The sequence below is a fragment of the Streptomyces sp. NPDC005423 genome, from assembly GCF_040606415.1.
GTDB lineage: Bacteria > Actinomycetota > Actinomycetes > Streptomycetales > Streptomycetaceae > Streptomyces.
The window spans coordinates 74846-97228 of record NZ_JBEXET010000004.1; the positions used below are offsets into that span (position 1 = coordinate 74846).

24 protein-coding genes are annotated in these 22383 nt (G+C 71.3%); 11 read left to right on the top strand and 13 right to left on the bottom strand.

Features of this window, described 5'->3' with window-relative positions:
• Window positions 1-77: 77 nt before the first annotated feature.
• The 5 genes from ABZT12_RS08145 to ABZT12_RS08165 all read right to left on the bottom strand — a co-directional run bounded on the left by ABZT12_RS08145 (window position 78) and on the right by ABZT12_RS08165 (window position 3429).
• Window positions 78-1316 (bottom strand): cytochrome P450, encoded by a 1239-nt coding sequence (locus ABZT12_RS08145; protein WP_356379230.1) that lies wholly within the window; start codon window positions 1314-1316, stop codon window positions 78-80.
• A gap of 44 nt (window positions 1317-1360) precedes the next feature.
• Window positions 1361-1555, bottom strand: coding sequence for a ferredoxin (locus ABZT12_RS08150; RefSeq protein WP_356379233.1), 195 nt, complete (start codon window positions 1553-1555; stop codon window positions 1361-1363).
• 359 nt (window positions 1556-1914) lie between these two features.
• Entirely contained in the window at window positions 1915-2352 is a 438-nt protein-coding gene (locus ABZT12_RS08155; RefSeq protein ID WP_356379236.1) for a carboxymuconolactone decarboxylase family protein, read from the bottom strand.
• A gap of 208 nt (window positions 2353-2560) precedes the next feature.
• Complete coding sequence (locus tag ABZT12_RS08160; RefSeq protein WP_356379238.1) at window positions 2561-2959, bottom strand: nuclear transport factor 2 family protein; 399 nt, start codon at window positions 2957-2959, stop codon at window positions 2561-2563.
• 74 nt (window positions 2960-3033) lie between these two features.
• The gene (locus ABZT12_RS08165; protein ID WP_356379241.1) at window positions 3034-3429 is read right to left on the bottom strand and encodes a nuclear transport factor 2 family protein; all 396 of its coding nucleotides are present in this window, start codon (window positions 3427-3429) and stop codon (window positions 3034-3036) included.
• 504 nt (window positions 3430-3933) lie between these two features.
• Here ABZT12_RS08165 and ABZT12_RS08170 point away from each other — a divergent pair.
• A complete protein-coding gene (locus tag ABZT12_RS08170) occupies window positions 3934-4641 on the top strand; it encodes a TetR/AcrR family transcriptional regulator (RefSeq protein WP_356379244.1) in 708 nt (235 codons plus the stop codon).
• Between the two features lie 301 nt (window positions 4642-4942).
• Here the strand turns inward: ABZT12_RS08170 and ABZT12_RS08175 are convergent, their stop codons facing one another.
• Window positions 4943-5878, bottom strand: coding sequence for an SDR family oxidoreductase (locus ABZT12_RS08175; RefSeq protein WP_356379247.1), 936 nt, complete (start codon window positions 5876-5878; stop codon window positions 4943-4945).
• 166 nt (window positions 5879-6044) lie between these two features.
• Between ABZT12_RS08175 and ABZT12_RS08180 the strand changes: the two genes are divergently transcribed.
• The 3 genes from ABZT12_RS08180 to ABZT12_RS08190 all read left to right on the top strand — a co-directional run bounded on the left by ABZT12_RS08180 (window position 6045) and on the right by ABZT12_RS08190 (window position 8990).
• Complete coding sequence (locus ABZT12_RS08180) at window positions 6045-6638, top strand: TetR family transcriptional regulator (protein WP_356379250.1); 594 nt, start codon at window positions 6045-6047, stop codon at window positions 6636-6638.
• Window positions 6639-6670: 32 nt separating this feature from the next.
• Window positions 6671-7690 (top strand): hydroxyacid dehydrogenase, encoded by a 1020-nt coding sequence (locus ABZT12_RS08185; RefSeq protein ID WP_356379253.1) that lies wholly within the window; start codon window positions 6671-6673, stop codon window positions 7688-7690.
• A 472-nt stretch (window positions 7691-8162) separates the two neighbouring features.
• Complete coding sequence (locus ABZT12_RS08190) at window positions 8163-8990, top strand: SigB/SigF/SigG family RNA polymerase sigma factor (RefSeq protein ID WP_356379256.1); 828 nt, start codon at window positions 8163-8165, stop codon at window positions 8988-8990.
• Between the two features lie 56 nt (window positions 8991-9046).
• Here ABZT12_RS08190 and ABZT12_RS08195 read toward each other — a convergent pair whose 3' ends face one another.
• Entirely contained in the window at window positions 9047-9214 is a 168-nt protein-coding gene (locus ABZT12_RS08195) for a hypothetical protein (protein ID WP_356379259.1), read from the bottom strand.
• 275 nt (window positions 9215-9489) lie between these two features.
• Between ABZT12_RS08195 and ABZT12_RS08200 the strand changes: the two genes are divergently transcribed.
• The gene (locus ABZT12_RS08200) at window positions 9490-9963 is read left to right on the top strand and encodes a hemerythrin domain-containing protein (RefSeq protein ID WP_356379262.1); all 474 of its coding nucleotides are present in this window, start codon (window positions 9490-9492) and stop codon (window positions 9961-9963) included.
• A gap of 104 nt (window positions 9964-10067) precedes the next feature.
• A complete protein-coding gene (tkt, locus tag ABZT12_RS08205) occupies window positions 10068-12296 on the top strand; it encodes a transketolase (protein WP_356379265.1) in 2229 nt (742 codons plus the stop codon).
• Between the two features lie 109 nt (window positions 12297-12405).
• Here tkt and ABZT12_RS08210 read toward each other — a convergent pair whose 3' ends face one another.
• Window positions 12406-12882 carry a MarR family winged helix-turn-helix transcriptional regulator gene (locus ABZT12_RS08210; protein WP_356379268.1) on the bottom strand — a complete coding sequence of 159 codons (477 nt, stop codon included), beginning with the start codon at window positions 12880-12882 and terminating at the stop codon, window positions 12406-12408.
• Window positions 12883-12925: 43 nt separating this feature from the next.
• On the opposite strand from ABZT12_RS08210, the gene ABZT12_RS08215 reads away from it, so the two are divergent.
• Complete coding sequence (locus ABZT12_RS08215; RefSeq protein WP_356379271.1) at window positions 12926-13849, top strand: alpha/beta hydrolase; 924 nt, start codon at window positions 12926-12928, stop codon at window positions 13847-13849.
• On the opposite strand, the gene ABZT12_RS08220 is transcribed toward ABZT12_RS08215, so the two are convergent.
• Both ABZT12_RS08220 and ABZT12_RS08225 read right to left on the bottom strand, forming a co-directional pair.
• On the bottom strand, window positions 13838-14638 hold the full coding sequence (locus tag ABZT12_RS08220) for an IclR family transcriptional regulator (protein ID WP_356379718.1): 801 nt from the start codon (window positions 14636-14638) through the stop codon (window positions 13838-13840). The two genes, ABZT12_RS08215 and ABZT12_RS08220, sit on opposite strands and share 12 nt — an antisense overlap.
• Before the next feature lie 176 nt (window positions 14639-14814).
• Complete coding sequence (locus ABZT12_RS08225; protein ID WP_356379274.1) at window positions 14815-16416, bottom strand: FAD-binding protein; 1602 nt, start codon at window positions 16414-16416, stop codon at window positions 14815-14817.
• A 220-nt stretch (window positions 16417-16636) separates the two neighbouring features.
• Here ABZT12_RS08225 and ABZT12_RS08230 point away from each other — a divergent pair, with 220 nt between their 5' ends.
• The 3 genes from ABZT12_RS08230 to dmpG are packed head-to-tail and all read left to right on the top strand — an operon-like array spanning window position 16637 to window position 19493.
• On the top strand, window positions 16637-17491 hold the full coding sequence (locus ABZT12_RS08230) for a fumarylacetoacetate hydrolase family protein (protein ID WP_356379277.1): 855 nt from the start codon (window positions 16637-16639) through the stop codon (window positions 17489-17491).
• The gene (locus ABZT12_RS08235) at window positions 17488-18465 is read left to right on the top strand and encodes an acetaldehyde dehydrogenase (acetylating) (protein WP_356379281.1); all 978 of its coding nucleotides are present in this window, start codon (window positions 17488-17490) and stop codon (window positions 18463-18465) included. Before ABZT12_RS08230 ends, ABZT12_RS08235 begins: the two co-directional genes overlap by 4 nt.
• Window positions 18462-19493 carry a 4-hydroxy-2-oxovalerate aldolase gene (gene dmpG, locus ABZT12_RS08240; protein WP_356379284.1) on the top strand — a complete coding sequence of 344 codons (1032 nt, stop codon included), beginning with the start codon at window positions 18462-18464 and terminating at the stop codon, window positions 19491-19493. Before ABZT12_RS08235 ends, dmpG begins: the two co-directional genes overlap by 4 nt.
• A 75-nt stretch (window positions 19494-19568) precedes the next feature.
• On the opposite strand, the gene ABZT12_RS08245 is transcribed toward dmpG, so the two are convergent.
• Window positions 19569-20219: a TetR family transcriptional regulator gene (locus ABZT12_RS08245; protein ID WP_356379287.1), complete on the bottom strand. Its 651-nt coding sequence runs from the start codon at window positions 20217-20219 to the stop codon at window positions 19569-19571.
• A 25-nt stretch (window positions 20220-20244) separates the two neighbouring features.
• Window positions 20245-21105 carry an alpha/beta fold hydrolase gene (locus tag ABZT12_RS08250; protein WP_356379290.1) on the bottom strand — a complete coding sequence of 287 codons (861 nt, stop codon included), beginning with the start codon at window positions 21103-21105 and terminating at the stop codon, window positions 20245-20247.
• 188 nt (window positions 21106-21293) lie between these two features.
• Here ABZT12_RS08250 and ABZT12_RS08255 point away from each other — a divergent pair, with 188 nt between their 5' ends.
• Window positions 21294-22166, top strand: a complete 873-nt coding sequence (locus ABZT12_RS08255; protein ID WP_356379293.1) for a VOC family protein — start codon at window positions 21294-21296, stop codon at window positions 22164-22166.
• Between the two features lie 10 nt (window positions 22167-22176).
• On the opposite strand, the gene ABZT12_RS08260 is transcribed toward ABZT12_RS08255, so the two are convergent.
• The gene (locus ABZT12_RS08260; RefSeq protein WP_356379296.1) at window positions 22177-22365 is read right to left on the bottom strand and encodes a ferredoxin; all 189 of its coding nucleotides are present in this window, start codon (window positions 22363-22365) and stop codon (window positions 22177-22179) included.
• Window positions 22366-22383: the final 18 nt, after the last annotated feature.

Sequence of the window (22383 nt, forward strand, 5' to 3'; positions counted from 1 at the left end):
CCGTGGGCGAGGTCGCCGAGTACCAGCGGGTGGAGGTGCACACGGACGAGGAGGTGTGCCTGGCGCCGGCCGCGCCACTACCAGGTGACGGGCAGCTCGCGGATGCCGAAGGCGAGCGAGTCGGCCCCCCGGAAGCTCAGCTCGTCGAGGGTGGTGGCGAGCCGCAGGGTCGGGATACGGCGGTAGAGGGTGCCGTAGACGACCTGGAGCTCGATGCGGGCGAGTTGCTGGCCCAGGCACTGGTGGATGCCCCAGCCGAAGGCGTGGTGGTGGCGGGCCTCCCGGCCGAGGTCGAGCCGCTCCGGGTCGGGGAATGCCTCCGCGTCCCAGTTGCCTGCGGGCAGCGGGACGACGATGCCGTCGCCTGCCTTGATCCGCACGCCCTCGAACTCGAAGTCCTCGTTCGCGATCCGCCGCTGTCCGAACTGCGCCACGGTCAGGTAGCGCAGCAGTTCCTCGACGGCGTTCGCGACGGCCTTCGGGTCGTCCGTCTCGCGCAGCAGGCTCAGTTGCGCCGGGTTGTCGAAGAGCAGTGCGGTGCCCAGCGTGATCATGGTGGCACTGGTCTCGTGACCGGCGATGAGCAGGATCATGGCCAGCAACGTGGCCTCGGGAAGCGTGAGTTCACCCGCCTTGACCCGCGCGGCGAAGTCCGAGAGCACGTCGTCGGCCGGCTCCTCCGTCTTGACCTGGATCAGCCCGGCCAGATAGCCGCCCAGCGCCTCCATCGCGGCGCGGTCCTGCTCGGCCGTCTTGTCGCTGCGGGTCGCCAGCGAGGCGTGTTCCTGGAAGAACTCGTGGTCCGCGTACGGCACTCCGAGCAGCGCGCAGATCATCAGCGAGGGCAGCGGCAGCGACAGCGCGGTCACCAGGTTCACCGGGTTCGGCCCGGCCAGCATCTTGTCGACGAGGTCGTCGGTGAACCTCTGGATCTCCGGACGCAGCGCCTCCATCCGGGGGCGCGTGAACGGGCGGGTCATCATCCGGCGGATCCGGGTGTGGTCGACTCCGTCGGCGTTGAAGATCGTGAGGGGATGGTGGGGGGCGTTCTCCGCCATGGCCTGGTTCGGGTACGGGAAACCGGGCCGCTTGTCGTCCGAACTCACCCGGGGATCGGACAGGATCGCCCGCTGAGCGGCATGCCCGGTGACGAGCCAGGGAGTGCTGCCGTCCCAGATCCGGCCACGGGTCACGGGGGCGTGGTCATTGAGAGCACGCAATCCGGGCGGCGGAGCGAAAGGGCACTTGGCGTCCCTTTCATCCTGGTAGGCATAAAGCTGCTCGTCGTGGGCGAGCCGGGTGTCTGCCTCGGCCATGGCTTTTCCTCCAGAGATGTGGGGGCGGGGAAACGCGGGACGTTCTATTCCTCGATGCGAATGGCCAGGGCGGGGCAGACCGCGGCGGCGGTGCGGACGTCCTCGGCCAGTTCGGACGGCGGGTTCTCGTCGAGCAGGACGACGATGCCGTCCTCGTCACGCTGGTCGAACACGTCCACGGCAGCGGACACGCACTGTCCGGCGGCGACGCACTTCTCCTCGTCGACGACAACTTTCATGGTCACTCCTGATCGTTCTGTGAATCGAGGGCGGCCTACGTGTCCGGGGCCGCACCCCCCGTGCGGTGCGGCTCCGCCTGCCCTGCGCGACTCCGTCGCGGCGGACGGGGAGACCCTACAGGAAACGTAGACCTATCGGTCGGTACAATCAACCTGAGCGGTCGCGGCGAAGACGGAAGCCCGCACGCGGGAGGCGCGCCGAGCGGGCCGGGCGCCGCCTCGGCATGCGGGAGGCGCACCGGGCCGGGCAGGCGGGCGTCGGCCTGCGCGCGACGGCAGCCGCCGCCACCGGGCCCGCGCGCACGCACCCGCCAACGCCGCCGCACCCGCACCCGGCACCGGGAGCGCTGTCGCCCGCGTCAGTCGGCCAGCGCCGCGCGGGCCGCTGTGCGGGCCGCCGTCGCGCGCGGGAAGCCGGCGTATCCGCCCGCGTGGTAGATGACCTCCGCGATCTCGTCCTCGGTCAGTCCGTTCGTCAGCGCGATCCGCACATGGGTCCGCAGTTCGGTCTCGGCGCCGAGCGCGATCAGGATCCCCAGGGTGACCAGACTGCGGTCGCGGGCGCCGAGCCCCTCCCGCGCCCACAGACCGCCCCAGACACTGGTCAGCCCGATCTCGACCAGATCCTCGCCCAGCAGTCCGTCCCGCAGATCGATGTCCCCCTCGGGGAACACCCCGGGCAGCGCGTCCCGCAGCGCCTTGAGTCCCGCGGTCCGCAGGTCGGGGCCGGGCGCTGGGTCGTGGGTGCCCTGACTGTCGTAGGTGACCTGGCTGTCGTCGCTGCCCTTGCCGGTCATTCGCGGCTCCTGATCTCTCTTCCGAGAAGGCGTCGATCGCTTTGAGCGAAAGTTAAATGAGCCGGTCGGTACAATCAATGGTTCGGAGCGCGGGTCCGCCGGCGACCCTTGCTCGCCGTTCGGAGGGGCACGTGCCGGTGCGGCCGGCCGTGCCCCCCGCCCGCGATGCGCCCGGCGGCACGCCGTCTCGCGGGGACCTTCACCGGCGCTACGGCAGGAAGGTCGTCACCCTCCGCCGGAAGCGCCAGACGCCGTCGCGCCGGCTGAGGACGTCGTCGTAGCGGCCGACGAGTTGGACCGCCCAGCCCGCCTCGCCGCGCTGGAGGAACGCCAGGTTGCTGACCGCGGTCGCCTCGTCCTCTGTCCACGAGGTGACAACTGTGTTGGCCGCCAAGTGGAGTTGGGGCTGGGTCGGCGCGAAGGCCGCATATCCCTCGCGGATGGCCTCCTGCCCTTCGAAGGTGCCGATGCCGGCGATCTCGGCGACGCCGTCGGGCCAGAACAGGTCGGCCAGTTCGTCGACGCGTCCGGCGTCGAGTGCCTGCGCGTAGGCGCCGACGGCGGCTTGCACGTGCGCCGCCACCGAGGCTTCGGTCGGAGTGCTCATCTCGCTCCAGATGGGTGCGTGGGGTGGGAGTGCTCGGAGAGGGGGTGCTGGACGGGACGGTCGCGCCCGCCGCTCTACTGGAAGGTGGTGCTGCGGCGATGCAGCCGCCAGGCACCCTCGTGGCGGCGCAGGGTGTCGTCGTAGTGGCCGACGAGCTGCACGGCCCACCCGGACTCGCCGCGCTGGAGGAAGGCGACGTCACTGGTGGCGGTGGCCTCGTCCTCGGTGCGCGCGGTGACGACGGTGTTGGTCACCAGGTGCAGCTGCGGCTGGGTCGGCGCCCACGACTTGAAGGCGTCCCTGAGCGCGTCGTGCCCCTCGATGGGGTCCATTCCGGGCAGTTCGAGTACGGCGTCGGACGTGTACAGCGCGACGATGTCCTCGGTACGGCCGGCGTCCTGCGCCTGGGTGTGCGCGCCGAGGACGGCGCGTACGCCCGCCGCGACCCACGCCGCTGTGGATTCGCTCATTTCTCCTCCAAGGTCGGGAAGTGCCACCCCGGACTCTAGGGCTCGTTCCCGGTTTCGACCAGACAGTCTATTTCAAAGGAAGAGAATGAGGGAGAGAGCTGACCATCACCCCTGTCCAATTATTGTTGACCGAACGGTCCAATCGCCATAACATACCGACGGCTGTCAATGGCGACCGTCGCACGCAGAGGCAGCCCCGCCTGACCGGACACCGGAGCCGGCCGGGCTCACAGGGACCCGCACGGCCGGGAGGCGTCACGGCTTCCGTCAGCGCTGGCTCACAACTCGCCCGTCGATTACGTGAGTTGGGGACGGAGCATGACGGCAACGGGCCGCGTCCTCACGCCGTCGTGAGCGGATGCCAGGCGCCCACGGCGCTACGGGCAAGTCCACGCCTGCGTGCCGTTCGAGCCAGCACATCGAAGTGACGACGTCCCGGGGTCCGCCATCCCCCAGGCGAGCCCGAGGCCGCCCGAGGCGGAGCCGGGTCAGGGGAGAGACGCGATGCCACGACCGCCGGGCCACGGACCGGACTTCGAGGTCCGCCGCCAGAAAATCATCGACACGGCCGCGGAGTTGTTCGCCCGCCAGGGCTACGCGGCAACCTCCGTCAACGACTTGGGCCGTGCGGTCGGGCTCGCCAGAGGAGCGCTGTACTACTACATCGGCTCGAAGGAACACCTGCTGATCGAGATCCAGGCGCGGGTGATGAACCCGCTCCTGTCCCGCGCGCGCCAGATCGCCGAGCTCGACGCGGACCCCCTGCTGCGGCTGCGGCTGCTCTCTGAGTCACTGCTGACGATCATCTACCACCGGCTCGACCACATCTGGGTCTACGAACACGACTACCGAAGTCTGAGCGGCGCGGAACTCACGGTCCTGCTGGACCAGCGCGCGGAGTTCGAGCAGCTGATCACCGGTCTGCTGACGGAGGCGGCCGGGCAGGGCGACTTCCGCCTGCCCGAACCACGCCTGGCCACCCTGCAGTTCCTCAACCTGCACAACCACACCTACCAGTGGGTGAAGCCGGGCGGCCGCTGGGACCCGGCGCACCTGTCACGCCAGTACTGCGTCACGCTGTTCCGCGGACTGGGCGCCGCCGACGGCGCGTTGGGGGCGGTCGAGGAGCGGGCCGCGACGTTCCGCCGGCTCCGGCCCCACCTCCCGCTCGATCCCGAGGCCGCGTGGGAACCGGTCGCGGCCGGCGGCTGAACCTGTCGTGTGCTGGTGGCCGCATTCGGCTTCCCACACCGGTCGGGCGGGACCGCACGTTGACTGGCGGTGTCCCGGGCAGCGGGGCGAGGGACTGCTCGACTCCCGTTCCCGCGGCGGCCGATGAGCCGGACGTGGTCAGCCGTCCGGCACCCGTGTCGTCGTAGGCGCGCTTGGGCGGCGGTCGTACGGCGAAGGCGGGGTTCCGGGGGTGGGGTGCCGAAGAGTGGTGTGGGAGTGACTCGGTCCTGCCGTCGGCCCCATCCCCGGGGCCGACGGCGGGACCGGTCGGTACCGGTGGTCAGGCGGACGGAGTGGCGAAGTAGTGGCCCTTGTCGAGGTCGTCGACCAGACCCTGCTGGGTCGGCTGCCACCCCAGCAGTTCGCGGGTGTGGGCGCTGGAGGTGGGGCTGTCCAGGCCGAGGAAGCCGGCCAGCCAGGTGAAGTGGGCGGCCGCGTCCTCGGGGGAGACCGAGGCCACGGGCAGACCGAGGTGGCGTCCGATCACCTCGGCGACGGTACGGATCGGTACCCCCTCGTCCGCGACCGCGTGCAACGTGGAGCCGGCCGGGGCCTGCTCCAGCGCCAGGCGGAAGAGGTGTGCGGCGTCGACCCGGTGCACGGCCGGCCACCGGTTCGCTCCGTCACCGATGTAGCCGGAGACGCCCTTCTCGCGGGCGATGGCGACGATGGCGGCGAGGAAACCGTGGTCCCCGTCGCCGTGCACGGTCGGGGTGAGCCGTACGACCGACGAGCGCACCCCGCGCTCGGCGAGGGCGATGACCGCCTGCGCGTTGGCCATCCGCTTGGCCGGGCCGGCGCCCCACGGGCTGTCGGTCGGGACCGGCGCGTGGCCGTCCCGCTCGGTCGCCAGCCTTCCGGGCGCCAGCCCGAGCACTCCGGAGGCGATCACCAACGGGCGGTCGGAGGCCGCCAGCGTCTCACCGAACGTGTCGATGGCGCGCCGGTCGGCGTCCGCGGCCTCCTCGAAGCCGCCACTGAACGCGATGTCGTGCTTGAAGGCGAGATGGATCACGCCGTCGGAGTCGGCGGCCCCGTCGCGCAAGGCGTCGAGATCGTCGATGGTGCCGAGGCGTACCTCAGCGCCGGCTTCGGTGAGGGCGGCGGCGGAGGCGTCGGAGCGAGCGAGCCCGACGACCTGGTGGCCGGCGCCGATGAGCTCCGGAACGACTGCTGAACCGATCCAGCCAGACGCTCCGGTGACGAACACACGCATGGGGAGAACCTCCGGATAGGTCGACCGCCCCCGCCGCGGCGCGCCTGGACCCGGCGCCCACGACCCACACGGCCGCACGTTTCCGCGTACGGCGAACGGTCGATGTCAGTAACTGTCGTCACCGTAGCACCCGACGTCAGTCACTGCCATCACGTAGGATCGGGCCATGGGCCGATGGGAACCGAACGCGCGCGGGCGGCTTGCGCAGGCCGCACTGGACCTCTACGAGGAGCGCGGGTTCGAGCAGACCACCGCCGCCCAGATCGCCGAACGCGCCGGGCTCACCGAGCGGACGTTCTTCCGCCACTACCGCGACAAGCGCGAAGTGCTGTTCGAGGGCGCGCCCGCGCTGGCGAAGTTCTTCGTGGACACCCTCACCGACATCCCGGACTCAGTCCTGCCGATCGACGCGATCGCGTCGACGCTGGAGTCCGTGGCCACCTTCTTCGAAGAACGTCACACGTTCGCCAGGCAGCGCCAGGCCGTCATCATCGCCAACACGGAGCTGCGCGAACGGGAGTTGGTCAAACTCGCCTCGCTCGCCGCCGCGCTCGCGGCCACCCTGCGCGGGCGCGGCGTCCCGGAGCCGGCCGCGACACTCACCGCCGAGGCGGGCATCACCGTGTTCAAGGTCGGGTTCGAGCGCTGGGTCGGCCAGGACGGGGACCGTACGCTGGCGCACTTCCTGCGGGAGTCGCTCGCCGAACTCAGAACGGTGACCGCGGGCAGGCAACCGGCCCCTGCCGCAGACGGTTCGTGAGCGCCCGCCCCCCTCGACACACCGGGAGTCTCATGTCCAGCGCGCAGCCGCCCGTGGCCGTCTTCGCCCTGGACCCCGTGCATCTCCCCCTGTTGTTCCCCGCGGCGCTCATGACCCGGCTCGGTGAGGTGGCCCGGATCGATCCCTCCCTGGTCGTGCGGGACTTCGCCGGTCCTGGCCGCGAGGCCGCCCACGCGCTGGCCGAAGCGGACGTTCTGATCACCGGCTGGGGCTCGCCCCGGCTCGGCACGGAGACGCTCGCGGCGATGCCCCGGCTGCGTACCGTGCTGCATGCCGCCGGTTCCGTCCGCTCGCTGGTCGGCGCCGCCCTCTGGAACCACGGCGTCACCGTCTCCAGCGCGGTCACCGCCAACGCCGTCCCGGTCGCGGAGTACACGCTGGCGATGATCCTGCTGGCGGGGAAGGACGCCTTCGCGCTGCGCGAGCGGTTCCGGCGCTCCCACGCCCACCCGTCCGCCGCCGAGACGGCACCCGTCGGCAACGTCGGCCGCCGGGTCGGTGTCATCGGCGCGTCCCGAGTCGGCCGCCGGCTGCTGGAGTTGCTGCGCCCGTTCGACTTCGAGGTGCTGCTGTACGACCCGTACGTCAACCCGGCCGAGGCCGCCGAACTGGGCGTCCGGCTGCTCCCCTTGGAGGAGTTGCTGCGCCTCAGCGACATCGTGAGCCTGCACGCCCCGGACATCCCCGAGACCCGGCACCTGCTCGACCGCGCCCGTCTCGGGCTGATCCGTGACGGAGGCGTGCTGATCAACACCTCCCGGGGTGCCCTCGTCGACCACAGCGCTCTCACCGACGACCTGCTCTCCGGCCGGCTACAGGCGATTCTCGACGTCACCGAGCCCGAGCCGCTCCCCGCCGACTCACCGCTGTACACCCTGCCCAACGTCTTCCTCACCCCGCACGTCGCCGGCTCCCTCGGCAACGAGTTGGAGCGTCTCGGCCGCGTGGTGGTCGACGAACTGGAGCGCGTGGCCGCCGGGCTGCCCCTGGCCCACGAGATACACCACGCGGACCTGGCCCGTACGGCCTGAGCGACCGGCACCCTCACACCTACCGCCGACCGGTCACGCCCCGGCAGACACACGGAAGCGGCCGGAGCGGACGGTGCTGGAGGCGCAAGGTTCCCTGCGTACACCGGCCGCTCCGGCCACACAGGTACGCATGCCCCCTAAATGCGTCCCTATGGGTCAGATCGGAAAGTCGGCCACCAGAACCCCGCGCGAGGGAACCCTCGCGTCGGCCACCGCGCAGGCGGCTGTTCGCCCCCCGCCCAACACTCTGGAAGTACGCGTGCATACTCCCGCGTTTCGCGGGCACTCGGCGTTCCCACACCTCGCGTGACCGGAACCGCCGACCCGGCGCCGGGGCGCCCCAGCCATTGAAGTGGCGGGGCCGCTCCGACGTGGATACGGTCAGAAATGGACCTGACACGCTCGCCCTGGTTTCCAGTTAGGCGGCATCATGACGCCCTCCGTCAACGCTCCCCGAGCGACAGTCCCCACTGTGGCGGCGTGCCGGGTCGCGGGCGGTCTGCCGTGGATCGAGGACGCCGGACGGGTCGCCCCCAAGGACGCGCGCGTGCTGTCCAGGCTTTTCATGAACCGCCTCCACACACTGGAAGAGGGCACGCACGAGTACCAGTACGCCCGGAACACGCTGATCGAGATGAACCTCTCCCTGGTGCATTTCGCGGCCCGCCGGTACCGCAACCGGGGCAACGGCGACATGGACGACGTCATCCAGGCGGGCACCATCGGTCTGATCAAAGCCGTCGACCGGTTCGACCTGTCCCGCGAAGTCGAGTTCACCTCCTTCGCGATACCCTACATCGTCGGCGAGATCAAACGCCTTTTCCGCGACACCACTTGGGCCGTCCACGTCCCCCGGCGCCTACAGGAACTCCGCGTCGACCTCGCCAAGGGCAAGGAAGCGCTCACCGGCGCCCTCGGCCGCACGCCCACCCCGGAGGAACTCGCCCGGTACCTGGGTCTGACCCAGGACGAGGTGATCGAGGGGGTCGTCGCCGCCAACGGCTACGCCGCCGGGTCCATCGACACCCCGGACAGCGACGACGACGGCGAAGCCGGCCAGCGGTACGCGGACGTACTGGGCGGCGCCGACCCGGCACTGGAGCTCTTCGAGGACCTGCACGCGCTCGGACCGCTGCTCGCGCGGCTGGACGAGCGGGAGCGGACCATCATCGAGATGCGCTTCGGCAAGGAGATGACCCAGGCGGAGATCGGCCGCGAACTGAACGTCTCGCAGATGCAGATATCCCGCCTGCTGACCCACATCATGGCCAAGCTCCGCACCGGCCTCCTGGTTCTCTAGGCGATGCCCCTCGTCGTCACCGAGCACGGCCACCGGTACCCGTCACGGCGCCACCGCTATCGAGTGGGGCGGCCGGAGCGGCGAGTCCAGCGCACCGCGCTGAGGGCGAAAGCGGCCACCAGCACCACGATGCCGATCGCCAGCAGGTAGCCCAGCCCGTGGGCGGCGACCCCCACGATTCCCAACACGACGGCGATCAGGACAAGAAACAGGAAGAGAGCCATAGCGGAACACCACCTCTTTGCTCGGGTTCACCGTGGTCCCCACTCATGGCTGTGTGGTCCCCACCTCGTGGCGATCGGGTGCCCCCCTTGTCGTTCCTGACACCGTGCCGGTCGTTCCTGACGCGGTGTCCGTCGGTGCTGACCCGGCGCGTTTCGGGTGAGTCGGACGCGCTGCCAGGGGTAACCGGAGCGTGGGAACCCGACCGTTTCGGTTCTCACCTGCGAAAACACGCCCGCATGCCGCGGGCTCACCTCACGACACGAAGGCGGGGCCAATGGACGCGATTGTGCTGCTGAAGGACGACCATCAGACGGTTGAGAAGCTGTTCAAGGAGTTCGAGCAGGCCGGTGACCGCGCCTACCAGACCAAGCGGAAGATCGCCGACAAGGTGATCGAGGAGCTCACGGTCCACGCCTGGATCGAGGAGAAGATCTTCTACCCGGCCGCCCGCGAGGCGGTGCCGGACACCAGTGACCACGTCCTGGAGAGCGTCGAGGAGCACCACGTGGTGCTGTGGATGCTGTCCGAGCTGGCGAGCATGGACCCCCAGGACGAGCGCTTCGACGCCAAGATGACCGTGCTCATCGAGAACGTGCGGCACCACGTCGAGGAGGAGGAGAAGGAGTGGTTCCCCGAGGTCCGCTCCGCGCTCGGCCGCAACCGGCTGGCCGAAATCGGTGAACAGCTCGACGCCGCCAAGGCCGACGCTCCCCGCGATCCCCTGCGGGTTCCCAGTGCGCGCGAGTGACCCACGCGGGAGGGCGGGGCGGGGCCGGCGGCCCCTCCCCCGCCCGTCCGGCTGACCCCCACGGACGGCACCCCCGTCCACCGGTACGTACGAGGAGCGATGGCATGACGAGTGACCAGTCCGGCAAGACGACCGGCGAGACGACCAGGCCGAACCGGTCCGTGACGAGCCCCGTGGCGGAGCGCGCCGGGTGGGACGCGGTGGATGTGCGGGCGGTGGACACCGCGCGTGCGCTGGCCGCCGACGCGGTGCAGAAGGTCGGCAACGGCCACCCCGGGACGGCGATGAGTCTCGCGCCGTTGGCGCACCTGCTGTTCCAGAACGTCATGCGGCACGATCCGGGCGACGACCAGTGGCTGGGGCGCGACCGGTTCGTGCTCTCCTGCGGGCACTCCAGCCTGACCCTCTACATCCAGCTGTACCTGACCGGTTACGGGCTGGAGCTGTCGGACCTGGAGGCGTACCGCACCTGGGGCTCGGCCACCCCGGGGCACCCCGAGCACCACCACACCCGCGGCGTGGAGATCACCACCGGGCCGCTGGGCCAGGGGCTGGCCAGTGCGGTCGGCATGGCGATGGCGGCCCGTCGCGAACGCGGTCTGCTCGACCCCGACGCCGAGCCGGGTGGCAGCCCGTTCGACCACCACGTCTACGTCATCGCCTCCGACGGCGACATGATGGAGGGCGTCACCGGCGAGGCCGCCTCCCTGGCCGGGCACCAGGAGCTGGGCAACCTCGTCGTCTTCTACGACTCCAACCACATCTCGATCGAGGACGACACCGACGTCGCCTTCAGCGAGGACGTCCCGGCCCGCTACGCCTCCTACGGATGGCATGTGCAGACCGTCGACTGGACGCGCACCGGCGACTACGTCGAGGACGTCGACGCCCTGCTGGCCGCCACCCGCGCCGCCCAGCAGGAGCAGGGCCGGCCCTCGCTGATCATGCTGCGCACCCTGATCGGCTGGCCCGCGCCCACCAAGCAGAACACCGGCAAGGCCCACGGCTCCGCGCTGGGCGAGGACGAGGTCGCGGCGACCAAGCGGCTGCTCGGGTTCGACCCGGAGCGGCACTTCGTCGTCGAGGACGCGGTGCTGGCGCGCACCCGCCAGGCCACCGACCGCGGCCGGCAGGCGCACAGCGAGTGGAACAAGGCGTTCGAGGCCTGGCAGAAGGCCAACCCCGAGCGTGCCGAACTGCTGGACCGGCTCCAGGCACAGCGCCTGCCCGACGGCTGGACCGACGCCCTGCCCGACTTTCCCGCCGACGCCAAGGGCATGGCCACCCGCGCCGCGTCCGGGAAGGTGCTGAGCGCGCTGGCCCCGGTGCTGCCCGAGCTGTGGGGCGGCTCCGCCGACCTGGCCGGGAGCAACAACACCACGATGGACGGCGAGCCGTCCTTCGTGCCCGCCGACCGCCAGACCAAGGACTGGAAGGGCGGCCCCTACGGGCGCACCCTGCACTTCGGCATCCGTGAGCACGCCATGGGCGCGATCCTCAACGGGATCGCCCTGCAGAGTCTGACCCGCCCCTACGGCGGTACGTTCCTGACCTTCTCCGACTACATGCGCCCGGCCGTGCGGCTGGCGGCGCTGATGCAGCTGCCCGCCACCTATGTGTGGACCCACGACTCCATCGGTCTGGGCGAGGACGGTCCCACCCACCAGCCCGTGGAGCACCTGGCCGCGCTGCGCGCCATCCCGGGTCTGGACGTGGTCCGTCCCGCCGACGCCAACGAGACCACCGCCTGCTGGCGCACGATCCTGGAACACCGCGACCGGCCCGCCGCGCTGGTGCTGACCCGGCAGAACGTGCCCGTGCTGGACCGGAGCGGCGGAGAACACGCCGCCGCGGAGCAGGCCGCTCGCGGCGGCTACGTCCTCGCCGGCACCGCGGACGGGGCGAAGCCCGACGTCATCCTCGTGGCGACCGGCTCCGAGGTGCACATCGCCCTGGAGGCCCGCGCGCTGCTGGAGGCCGACGGTCTCGCGGTGCGGGTCGTGTCGATGCCCTGCCGTGAGTGGTTCGCCGCCGAGCCCGCGGCCTACCAGGACGAGGTCCTGCCGCCCTCGGTGCGCGCCCGGGTCAGCGTCGAGGCCGCGGTGGGACAGGGCTGGCGCGACGTGGTCGGTGACGCCGGGCGGATCGTGAGCCTGGAGCACTACGGCGCCTCCGCCGACTACGAGCGCCTGTACAAGGAGTTCGGCATCACGCCCGAGGCGGTCGCGGCGGCCGCCCGGGACAGCATCCGGGACGCCGAGGGCACCCCGCGCCCGGGCGGCCCCCGCCAGACCTCCGCCCCCACCACCGGCGGTACGGGCGACCCTTCCTGACGGACCGTCATCTCTCGGGCTCCCCGCTCCCGGCATCAGGTCTCCGGCCCGTTCGGCCGCACCTGATGCCGGGAGCGGCGCGTTTTCGGGATCGACAACGGCTCCGGGGTCAGCCCGTCGGTGTGCCGGTCTGCTGTGCCTCCAGTGCGGAGCGCAGTCCCGAGAGGGCCCGCGCGGCGGCCGACACCGAGGCGTGGTCGAGAGCGCCTGTGACCAGCTCGGCCAGGGTCGCCGTGAAGGTCTTCTCCGCCGCGGCGACAAGTCGTTCGCCGTCGGCGGTCAGGGCCAGCAGCGAGGACCGCCGGTCGGACGGATTCGGCTGCCGGACGGCCCATCCCTGTCGCTCCAGGCGGTCGGCACCCTTGCTGGTCGCCCCGATGCCGATGGCGAACTCGGCGGCGACGTCCGCCACCCGGGCCCCGGGGTGGTCACGCAGGTAGCGCAGGAACTCGAACTGCGAGGTGACGATCGCGTGCCGCTCCCGGAGCCGGTCGTTGAGCGCGTTGTACAGACGCGTCTCGCAGCGGACCAGGTCGGAGAAGAAGGACGGGAGGTCCGCCGCTTCGCCAGTTGACTTAGATGCCATGGCATATAGTGTACTGGAAGTTACTTACGACGGGAGCATACGCATGAGCAGGGAACAGCGTGCCCAGATCGACGCGATGCTGCGGCAGCCGCGGCCCGAGACACCCGGTTCGGTCGAGGAGATCCGCGCCGGGTTCAGAGCGCTGATGGCCCGGATGATCGTGCCGGGCGGCATCCGCACCAGCGGGACGACGCTCGGCGGCCGGCCCGCCCTGCGCGTCGAGCCGGAGAGCGGACCACGGGCGGGGACGATCCTGTACTTCCACGGCGGCGGCTGGGTTGTCGGCTCCCCCGAGACCGCCCTGTCACTGACGGGACACCTGGTGACCAGAACCGGCTTCGGGGCGTACTCGGTGGAGTACCGACTGGCCCCCGAGCACCCGTTCCCGGCCGCGGTCGAGGACACCCTGGACGCCTACCGCGCCCTCCTCGACAGCGGCGAGGACCCCTCCGCCATCGTCTTCGCCGGGGACTCCGCGGGCGGCGGCCTGGCGGTCACCACCTGTCTCGCCGCCCGCGACGCGGGGCTGCCGCTGCCCGCCGCGATCGTGGCGTTCTCCCCGGGCGTCGACGCCACCCGCACCGGCGAGAGCATGACCACCAAGGAGGGGATCGATCCCGTCTTCACCCGCGAGAGCCTCGACCACACCGGGGCGATGTACCTCGCCGGGGCCGACCCGCACCAGCCCCTGCTCAGCCCGGCCGTCCTCGCCGACCTGACCGGCTTCCCCCCGCTGCTGATCCAAGTGGGCGGGAACGAGATGCTGTTGGACGACTCGACCCGCCTGGCCACGCGCGCCAGGGCGGCCGGAGTCGATGTCGTCCTGGAGGTCACCGCCGACGTACCGCATGTGTTCCAGGCGTTCGCCGGGGTCCTCGACGAAGCGGACGAGTCGCTGGACCGCGCGGCCCTCTTCCTCACCCAGCGCGTCCGTGCCGGGCAGACCGCGCACACCTCAGCGGCGTAGCGCCGGGTGGCCGCCGGGCCGGAGCCGGGCCGTGACCGGTACCGGCTCGGGCGCCTCGCCGCGGTACGGCTCGGTGGGCTCGAAGAGTTCGTCGGAGATGGCCCGGACGGCGTTGACGACGAGCGGGGCGATGCGTTCCACCGCCGAACCGCCCTCGCCGACGGCCGAGATCGCGGCGACCGGACCGTCCGGACCGCGGATGGCGAGACCGACGCACGCGATGTCCGGGAAGCACTCGCCCCGGTCGACGGCCAGTCCGTTGCGCCGGCGTACGGCGCCGAGTTCGCGGTGCAGGGCGTCGAGGTGGCCGATGCTCTGGGGTGTGCGGCGCTCCATCACCTGCGCGTACCGCGTGTCGATCTCCTCGGGGCTCAGCCAGGCGAGCATCGCCTTGCCCAGCCCCGTACAGTGCGCCACCGCCCGGCCGCCCACCCGCGACGGGATGTCCACCGCCGCCCGGCCGCCGGCCTTGTCGAGGTAGTAGATCTCGGGCCCGTCGAGGACCGCGAGATGCACCACCATCCTGGTGCGCACGGAGAGTTCGAGCAGATGCGGCGCGGCGGCCGCGCGCAGCGTGCTGTGCCCGATCTCCCGTCCGCCCAGACCGAGTGCGCGCGGTCCGAGCAGGTAGCCGCTCGGGGTGTGCCGGAGCCAGTCGAGGCGGACGAGTTGGTCGAGTATACGGTGGGTGGTCGAGCGTGGCAGCCCAGTCCGGCGGGAGACCGTCTCCAGCGGGAGCCGGGTCTGCGGACACTCGAAGAGGTCCATGATCAGCGTCACGCGCTCCATCATCGACGGGGGCAGCGCGTGGTGTTCGGTCTCTGGTCGCGAGTCAAGGCGAAGGGCAGACGCCATCGTCGGTGCCTCTCTGCTAAAACTGAAATACATTTCAGTTTGACGCCGGCGTCAAAGTACCAACGCCCTCGCTCGCGGACCAAGAGGCGTGCACACTTTGTTTCGAACGGTCAGTCCACGGTATCGACGATGTCGAGCACCGCGAGGTACCCGAAGGCGAGGCTCGACCCGATCGGGGTGCCCGCGCCCGGGTAGACCCGCCCCGACATCGCGGCGGCGGTGTTCCCGGTCGCGTACAGGCCCTCGATCGGCCGGCCGTCCGGCCGCAGGACCCTGGCGCGCTCGTCGATCCTCAGTCCGCCCTTGGTGCCGATGTCGGACGGGACGATGGTCGCCGCGTAGAAGGGCGGGGTGTCGACCGGCAGCAGCAGCTGGTTGGGGAAGCCGGGGACGGTACGGGGCACGAAGTTCTGTCGCGGGTCCGCCGGGAAGCCGACGATGTGCTGGAACATCTGGTCCCACGGCGTCTCACCGCGGTGGAACCTCTCGTCGACGCCGGTGGCCGCGTACCCGTTGAACTCCTTGACGGTCCGGTCCAGGCCGTCGAACGGGACGTCGATCAGCGCCGCCAGTTCCTCCAGGGTGTCGGCCTTCTTCAGCGCGCCCGACTCCAGCCACGCCGCGGGCAGCGGTTCGTCCGGCGGCCCGCCGATGCTGTCCCGGTCCAGCTGCCGCTGGTCGAACACCCAGTGGCAGGGGATGTGCCGGACGCCGGTGGTGGCGTGCAGCCGGACGATCTCGTGTCCGGCCTGGTCGTACGGGCGGGTCTCGTTGACGAAGCGTTCGCCGGCGCCGTTGACCCAGATCCCGCCGCGGGTGCCGGTGTGGAAGACCGGCAGGCCGTCCGGCTGGACCAGGCCGGGGATGAACCAGGCCTCGTCGAGGAGGTCGGTGTCCGCGCCGGCCGCGATCCCGGCCCGCAGCGCGTCCCCGGTGTTGGCCGGCGCCCCGTTGGACCACTCGCCCGTGAGCGGGACGCGCTGGTGGCGCTCCCGGAGTTCGCGGTCCCGCTCGAAGCCGCCGGCCGCGAGGAGGACCCCCCGGCGGGCGCGGAAGCTGACGTGTTCGCCCGCGCTGACCGCCTCCACGCCGACGACCCTGCCGTCCTCGACGAGGAGACTCTCCAGCGCGGTGTCCAGCCGCAGCGTGCCGTTGCCCGTCTCCAGGAACGCGGCCAGCGCCCGGCCGATCAGCGCCCGGCCCCCGCTGACCACGGGACCCTCCTCGAAGCCCCACCGTTCGGTGGGTATGGAGCGTCGGACGAGGTCGAACTTGTCCCCGATGTCGCTGACTTGGAGGGGCGGCGGGAAGATCGTGCGGCCCGCGGTCGTTCCGCCGGGACGCCACGAGTAGTAGTCCGGCACGGGCCCGTGCACGAAGGACTGGAACCAGGCGTTCTCCTCGAGTTCGTCGATCAGCTGGGCACCGGCCCGCAGATAGGCGTCCTGGAGCCGCTCCCGGGACGGGTCGGCGACGACGTCCCGCAGGTAGGTCCGCGCGTTCTCGGCATCGTCCTCGACGCCCGCCCTGCGCAGCGGCGCGGAGCCCGGGAACCACAGGCCCGCCCCCGAGTAGGCGACCGTGCCGCCGACCGCGCCGGTCTTCTCGACGACGAGCGTCCGCAGCCCGCGCGACGCCGCCACGTAGGCGCCGACCAGGCCTCCGCCCGAGCCGACGACGATGACGTCGTAGGTGTCCTCGCTGATGGTCATCATTGACCTCCTCGTGTGTTCCGACGCCCGGGTCCGCACCGGCGCGACGGCGCCGACGACGGTAGTGAGCCGGCGCGCCCCCGCCCTCCGCGACATCTCGCTGAGCGGGACCCCGCCTCCGCCGACGGGCCGGCCGCCGAGTCCCGGTGAGCGGAACCCCGTATGGCTGTGATCCCGCGCGAGCCCCGACGCTTGGGTCGACCACGAGGTGAGGACCGGGATGACTGAGGTGTGGAGACCGACGGCCGTGGCCGACCGTGAGGCGGCCGTGGCAGGCGCGGCGGAACGGCTCGCGCGGGCCGCCCGTGACCGGCGTCCGTGCGCGCCGGTGCGGGATCTGCTCGGGGCGGCCGACATCGGCCTCGCCTACGCCGTCCAGCAGCGGCTCACGGACGGCCGCCTGGCTGACGGGGCGAGGGTGGTGGGTCGCAAGATCGGTCTGACGTCACCGTCGGTGCAGCGCCAAGTCGGCGTCGACCGGCCCGACTTCGGGGTGCTCTTCGACGACATGGACGCCAGCGCGCTGACCGCGCTGCCCAGCGAACGGCTGCTGCAGCCCAGGGCGGAGGCGGAGATCGCGTTCGTGCTCGCGGCCGATCTGGACGCCGACGACCTCGGTACCGAAGAGGTCCGGGCGGCGGTCGACTACGCCGTCGCCGCGTTGGAGATCGTGGACAGCCGGGTGGCCGGCTGGGACATCGCGATCACGGACACGGTCGCCGACAACGCGTCCAGCGGACTGTTCGTCCTGGGCCAACACCGGCTCACCCTGCGCGAGTTCACACCCCGGGACGTGACGATGCGGCTCTACGCCGACGGTGTGCCGGCCTCCGCAGGCGACGGCTCGGCCTGCCTGGGCGACCCGCTCGCGGCGCTGCTGTGGCTGGCGCGGACCGCGCGCGCGTACGGCGACCCGCTCCGGGCCGGCCAGATCGTGCTCTCCGGCGCCCTGGGCCCGCTGGTCCCGACGCCGCCCGGCACCACCGTACGGGCGGAGCTCTCCGCGCTCGGTCCGGTCACCGCGGCGTTCTCGCCCTACGGTCCCCACGATCTCTCACCCAAGGATCAAGGATGACGAAGACAAAAGTGGCCGTGATCGGTTCCGGCAACATCGGGACCGACCTGATGATCAAGATTCTGCGGCTCTCCGACACCCTGGAGATGGCCGCGATGGTCGGCATCGATCCGGACTCGGACGGGCTGGCGCGCGCCGCACGCCTGAAGGTCCCGGTCACGCACGAGGGCGTGGACGGGCTGATCCGGATGGCGGCCTTCGACGACATCCGGATCGTCTTCGACGCCACCTCGGCGAAGGCGCACGTGGAGAACGCCAAACGGCTCGCGCCGTACGGCAAGCACCTCGTCGACCTGACCCCGGCGGCCCTCGGACCGTACGTCGTTCCGCCGGTGAACCTGGACGAACACCTGGACAACGCTGTCGGCAACCTCAACCTCGTCACCTGCGGCGGCCAGGCGACCATCCCGATCGTCCACGCGGTCAGCCGGGTCACACCGGTGCCCTACGCCGAGATCGTCGCGTCCATCGCCTCGAAGTCGGCCGGTCCCGGCACCCGGGCCAACATCGACGAGTTCACCGAGACCACCGCCGCCGCGATCCGACAGGTCGGCGGGGCCGGGCGCGGCAAGGCGATCATCGTTCTCAACCCGGCCGAACCGCCCCTGATCATGCGGGACACGGTGTTCTGCCTGATCGGCGACGCGGACCAGGAAGAGGTCCGCGCGTCGATCGAGGAGATGGTCGGCACGGTCGCCGAGTACGTGCCGGGGTACCGGCTCAAGCAGCGCGTCCAGTTCACCCCGATCGCCCCGGGCGAGCCGGTGCACACCCTGCTCGCGGACGACGCTCCCCCGGTGACCACGAAGGTCTCCGTGTTCCTGGAGGTGGAGGGTGCCGCGCACTATCTGCCCGCGTACGCCGGAAACCTGGACATCATGACCTCGGCCGCCCTGCGGGTCGCCGAGCGCGTGGCCGGCCGCGTCACCGCCGGCAGCGAGCCCACGACCGTGACCGAGGTGACCGCCCGATGACCGAGCTGTACATACAGGACGTGACCCTGCGGGACGGCATGCACGCCGTCCGGCACCGGATCACCCCCGAGAACGTGGCCCGGATCGCGGCGGCGCTGGACCGGGCCGGTGTGGACGCGATCGAGGTGGCCCACGGCGACGGTCTGACCGGCGGCAGCCTCAACTACGGTCCCGGCAGCCACACCGACTGGGAGTGGATCGAGGCGGCGGCCGGCGCGGTCCAGCGGGCGGTACTCACCTCCCTGCTCCTGCCCGGCATCGGCACCATCGCCGAACTGGAACGCGCCTACGCGCTCGGGGTGCGGTCGGTGCGGATCGCCACGCACTGCACCGAGGCGGACGTGTCCGCGCAGCACATCGCCACCGCCCGCGAACTCGGCATGGACGTCTCCGGGTTCCTGATGATGAGCCACATGGCACCCGCCGGGAAACTCGCCGAGCAGGCCAAGCTGATGGAGTCCTACGGCGCGCACTGCGTGTACGTCACCGACTCGGGCGGCCGGCTCACCATGGACGGGGTCCGTGCGCGCGTCCGCGCCTACCGGGACGTCCTCGACCCCGCGACCGAGATCGGTATCCACGCGCACGAGAACCTCTCCCTCTCGGTGGCGAACTCCGTCGTCGCGGTGGAGGAGGGCGTCACGCGCGTGGACGCGTCGCTGGCCGGCCAGGGCGCGGGCGCGGGCAACTGCCCGATCGAGCCGTTCATCGCGGTGGCGACCCTGAACGGCTGGGAGCACAGCTGCGACCTCTTCCAACTCCAGGACGCCGCCGACGACTTGGTCCGCCCGCTCCAGGACCGGCCGGTACGGGTCGACCGGGAGACGCTCACCCTGGGGTACGCGGGCGCCTACTCCAGCTTTCTGCGCCATGCCGAGACGGCGGCCCGCCACTACGACCTCGACGCGCGCCAGATCCTGCTGGAGGTCGGCAGGCGCGGACTGGTCGGCGGCCAGGAGGACATGATCGTGGACATCGCTCTCGATCTGAGCGGGGAGCCGGATCCGGCGCTCGCCGAACCGGCGTAGCGGTCCGGACGGACCCGACCGCGTTCTGAGGGCCTCCCGGTGCTCCGGGAGGCCCTCAGACGTGGTCGGGTCCGTTCACCGCGAACGCGGGTCGCGGTCGGTGTACGGCGCGAGGATCAGCCGGGTGGCCAGGCGCAGGTCCGCCTCCACCTGCCGGGTGGAGAGCTCCTCGGTCTGCGCCGCGACGAACAGGCCCCACCAGCTGTAGATGAGCAGCCGCACCGTGCTGTGGTCCTCGTCCCGCGGTTCACCGATGCCGAGCAGCCGCAGCACCGTCCGGCCGAGGCAGGTCCCGGCGATGTCGTAGCGGGACGGCACCGCGCTCGCGTACTCGGTGAACGACGACAGCGCCACGGCCGAGGCCAGCTGCGGACTCTGGAGCAGTTTCGCGGTGAGCGCGACGAGGGTCTCGGCGACCTCGGTCACGGCCGCCGCCGGCCGGAGCCGGGCGCCGGTGCGATCGGGATGGCCCGCCAGGAACATCTCGATGTGCCACTCCAGGACCGCGGTGAAGAGGTGGGTCTTGGACGGGAAGTAGCGGTACAGCGTGGCGATCGCGACGCCGGCCTCCTTGGCCACGTCCAGCATCTGCACCCCGGCGAGGCCCTCGCGGGCGCCGAGTTCGCCGGCGGCGCGGAGGATGGCCACCCTGCGGGCCTGCTGGGTCAGCGACACCGGAGCGGCAGGCTGCCGCGGCTCGGCCGTCCTCGCCACTCCGTCCCCCATGTCGTCGGGTTCCTCCGCCGGCCGCTCAGGACGCCTCCGGGCGGGTCAGGAAGGCCAGTACCGCACTCTCCCAGGCCGCCTTCTGCTCGATCATCGCCCAGTGCCCGCAGTCCGGCAGTACGTGCAGTTCCGCCTTGGGGATGGTGCGCATCGGCAGCAGGGCGTTCTCCAGGGGTGTGACCCGGTCGTCCCGTCCCCACGTTAGCAGCGTGGGTGCGGTGATCCGGTGGAGAGCGGCCCAGATCGGCTGGTCCGAGTGGGCCTGCGCGGCCAGGGTCGCCGCCATCGCCGTACGGCCGTAGATCCGGCGGGAGGCCTCCAGCGTGGCCGGGTCGGTGGCGCTGTTCCAGCGCTCCTCGACGAGTTCCTCGGTGAGCAGCGCCGGGTCGTGGACCATCGACCGCAGCCACTGCGCGAGCGCCTGCCGGGTGGGGTTCTCGGCGAACTCCATCAGCAGGTTCAGGCCCTCGCTCGGGGCCGGGGTGAGGATGTTGCGGCCGACGCCGCCGATCGTGACGATCCGGCGGAAGATGTCGGTGCGGGCCACGGCAAGGCCCGCCGCGATGTACCCGCCCATGGAGTTGCCCACGACGTCGACGCGGTCGAGTCCCAGTCCTTCGAGGAAGCGCAGGACCGCTTTGGGAGCGGCGGCCATCGGGTTCTCGGCGGTGGGGTCGCTGACGCCGAAGCCGGGGAACTCCAGGGCGAGGCAGCGGAAGTGCTGGGCGAGCGCGGGGAGGTTGCCGCGGTAGTTGCGCCAGCCGGTGACGCCCGGTCCCGACCCGTGCAGCAGCAGCAACGGCGGCCCGTCGCCCGCCTCGTGGTAGCGCAGCGTGCCCTCGTCGGTCTCCAGTTCGCGCAGGGTGTCCTCGTGGGTGAGTGTCATGGCTGTGCCCCTCCGGTCGACAGGTGACAGCCAGCGTTTCGCGGTCCGGGCGGTCGGCGTTCCACCGGCTCCCGATCAGTGGGACGGGCCGGGGCGGCGGCCGGGACCGGCTGATTACCGTCGCCCGAGGCGTGGGGCTCGGGGGCTCACGCCGGCCGTCACCTGATCACTGTGAAGGGGAGAGTCGGATGGGTGTGCGCTCGCTCGGATATCTGCGGCTGGAATCGACCGACATCGAGAAATGGAAACTGTTCGGCGGTGACTTCCTGGGGCTGATGCCCGTCGAGGGCGGGAGCGCCGAGTCGTTGTACTTCCGGCTGGACGGCTACCCGGCCCGGATCGCTGTCTCCCCCGGCGCGCAGGACGGGATGACGGCGCTGGGCTTCGAGGTCCTGGACGAGCGGGAGTTGGCGACCCTCGTCGCCGACGTCGAGCGGGCGGGGATCAAGGTGTCCCCCGGGACGGAGGCCGAGGCGCAGGAGCGCCGGGTCACCGGTTTCGTCCGCTTCAACGATCCGGGCGGCAACCCGGTCGAGCTGTTCTACGGCCCCATCCTCGACCATGTGCCCGTCAGCACCCCGCTGGTGTCGGAGTTCGTCACCGGCGACATGGGCATGGGGCACGCCATCATCTCCGCCGAGGACGCCCGGGCCGCGTTCGACTTCTACGTCAACGTCCTCGGCTTCGTCGAGCGCAACACGATGCGCTCGCCGGGCGGCACGACCTGGTTCCTCGGGTGCAACCCCCGCCACCACACCCTGGGCATCACACCGATGCCCGGTCCGGGGCGGCTGCTGCACTTCATGGTCGAGGGGGCGACCCTGGACGATGTGGGGCTGGCCCTGGACCGGGCGGGGAAGTACGAGATCCCGATGATGCACTCGCTGGGCAAGCACACCAACGACCACATGGTGTCCTTCTACGTGTGGTCGCCGGAGAACTACGCCGTCGAGTTCGGCTGGAACGGACTGCGGGTCCCGGAGCCGGTGCCGGTCTACGAGATCACCGACGGCGCCTTCTGGGGCCACCGCTTCTCGCCGCCGCCCCAGCCGGCGGGCTGACAGCCGGTGGTCAGCGCAGGGTGATCGCCCGCTCCGGGCAGGCGCGTTCACCGTCGCGGGCGGCCTCCTCGAGGTCCTGGGGAGCGTCGCCCTCGACGGGCAGGGCGTAGCCGTCGTCGTCCAGCCGGAACAGCTCCGGGGCCGCCGCCGCGCACCGCGCGTGCCCGGAGCACGCCGTCGTGTCAATGCTGATCTTCATCGCACCGCTCCGTTCTCG

Coding starts and splice junctions, on each gene's coding strand:
- ABZT12_RS08145 (WP_356379230.1), bottom strand. CDS start 1,316: ATGGCCGAGGCAGACACCCGGCTCGCCCACGACGAGCAGCTTTATGCC.
- ABZT12_RS08150 (WP_356379233.1), bottom strand. CDS start 1,555: ATGAAAGTTGTCGTCGACGAGGAGAAGTGCGTCGCCGCCGGACAGTGC.
- ABZT12_RS08155 (WP_356379236.1), bottom strand. CDS start 2,352: ATGACCGGCAAGGGCAGCGACGACAGCCAGGTCACCTACGACAGTCAG.
- ABZT12_RS08160 (WP_356379238.1), bottom strand. CDS start 2,959: ATGAGCACTCCGACCGAAGCCTCGGTGGCGGCGCACGTGCAAGCCGCC.
- ABZT12_RS08165 (WP_356379241.1), bottom strand. CDS start 3,429: ATGAGCGAATCCACAGCGGCGTGGGTCGCGGCGGGCGTACGCGCCGTC.
- ABZT12_RS08170 (WP_356379244.1), top strand. CDS start 3,934: ATGCCACGACCGCCGGGCCACGGACCGGACTTCGAGGTCCGCCGCCAG.
- ABZT12_RS08175 (WP_356379247.1), bottom strand. CDS start 5,878: ATGCGTGTGTTCGTCACCGGAGCGTCTGGCTGGATCGGTTCAGCAGTC.
- ABZT12_RS08180 (WP_356379250.1), top strand. CDS start 6,045: ATGGGCCGATGGGAACCGAACGCGCGCGGGCGGCTTGCGCAGGCCGCA.
- ABZT12_RS08185 (WP_356379253.1), top strand. CDS start 6,671: ATGTCCAGCGCGCAGCCGCCCGTGGCCGTCTTCGCCCTGGACCCCGTG.
- ABZT12_RS08195 (WP_356379259.1), bottom strand. CDS start 9,214: ATGGCTCTCTTCCTGTTTCTTGTCCTGATCGCCGTCGTGTTGGGAATC.
- ABZT12_RS08200 (WP_356379262.1), top strand. CDS start 9,490: ATGGACGCGATTGTGCTGCTGAAGGACGACCATCAGACGGTTGAGAAG.
- tkt (WP_356379265.1), top strand. CDS start 10,068: ATGACGAGTGACCAGTCCGGCAAGACGACCGGCGAGACGACCAGGCCG.
- ABZT12_RS08210 (WP_356379268.1), bottom strand. CDS start 12,882: ATGGCATCTAAGTCAACTGGCGAAGCGGCGGACCTCCCGTCCTTCTTC.
- ABZT12_RS08215 (WP_356379271.1), top strand. CDS start 12,926: ATGAGCAGGGAACAGCGTGCCCAGATCGACGCGATGCTGCGGCAGCCG.
- ABZT12_RS08220 (WP_356379718.1), bottom strand. CDS start 14,638: ATGGAGCGCGTGACGCTGATCATGGACCTCTTCGAGTGTCCGCAGACC.
- ABZT12_RS08225 (WP_356379274.1), bottom strand. CDS start 16,416: ATGACCATCAGCGAGGACACCTACGACGTCATCGTCGTCGGCTCGGGC.
- ABZT12_RS08230 (WP_356379277.1), top strand. CDS start 16,637: ATGACTGAGGTGTGGAGACCGACGGCCGTGGCCGACCGTGAGGCGGCC.
- ABZT12_RS08235 (WP_356379281.1), top strand. CDS start 17,488: ATGACGAAGACAAAAGTGGCCGTGATCGGTTCCGGCAACATCGGGACC.
- dmpG (WP_356379284.1), top strand. CDS start 18,462: ATGACCGAGCTGTACATACAGGACGTGACCCTGCGGGACGGCATGCAC.
- ABZT12_RS08245 (WP_356379287.1), bottom strand. CDS start 20,219: ATGGGGGACGGAGTGGCGAGGACGGCCGAGCCGCGGCAGCCTGCCGCT.
- ABZT12_RS08250 (WP_356379290.1), bottom strand. CDS start 21,105: ATGACACTCACCCACGAGGACACCCTGCGCGAACTGGAGACCGACGAG.
- ABZT12_RS08255 (WP_356379293.1), top strand. CDS start 21,294: ATGGGTGTGCGCTCGCTCGGATATCTGCGGCTGGAATCGACCGACATC.
- ABZT12_RS08260 (WP_356379296.1), bottom strand. CDS start 22,365: ATGAAGATCAGCATTGACACGACGGCGTGCTCCGGGCACGCGCGGTGC.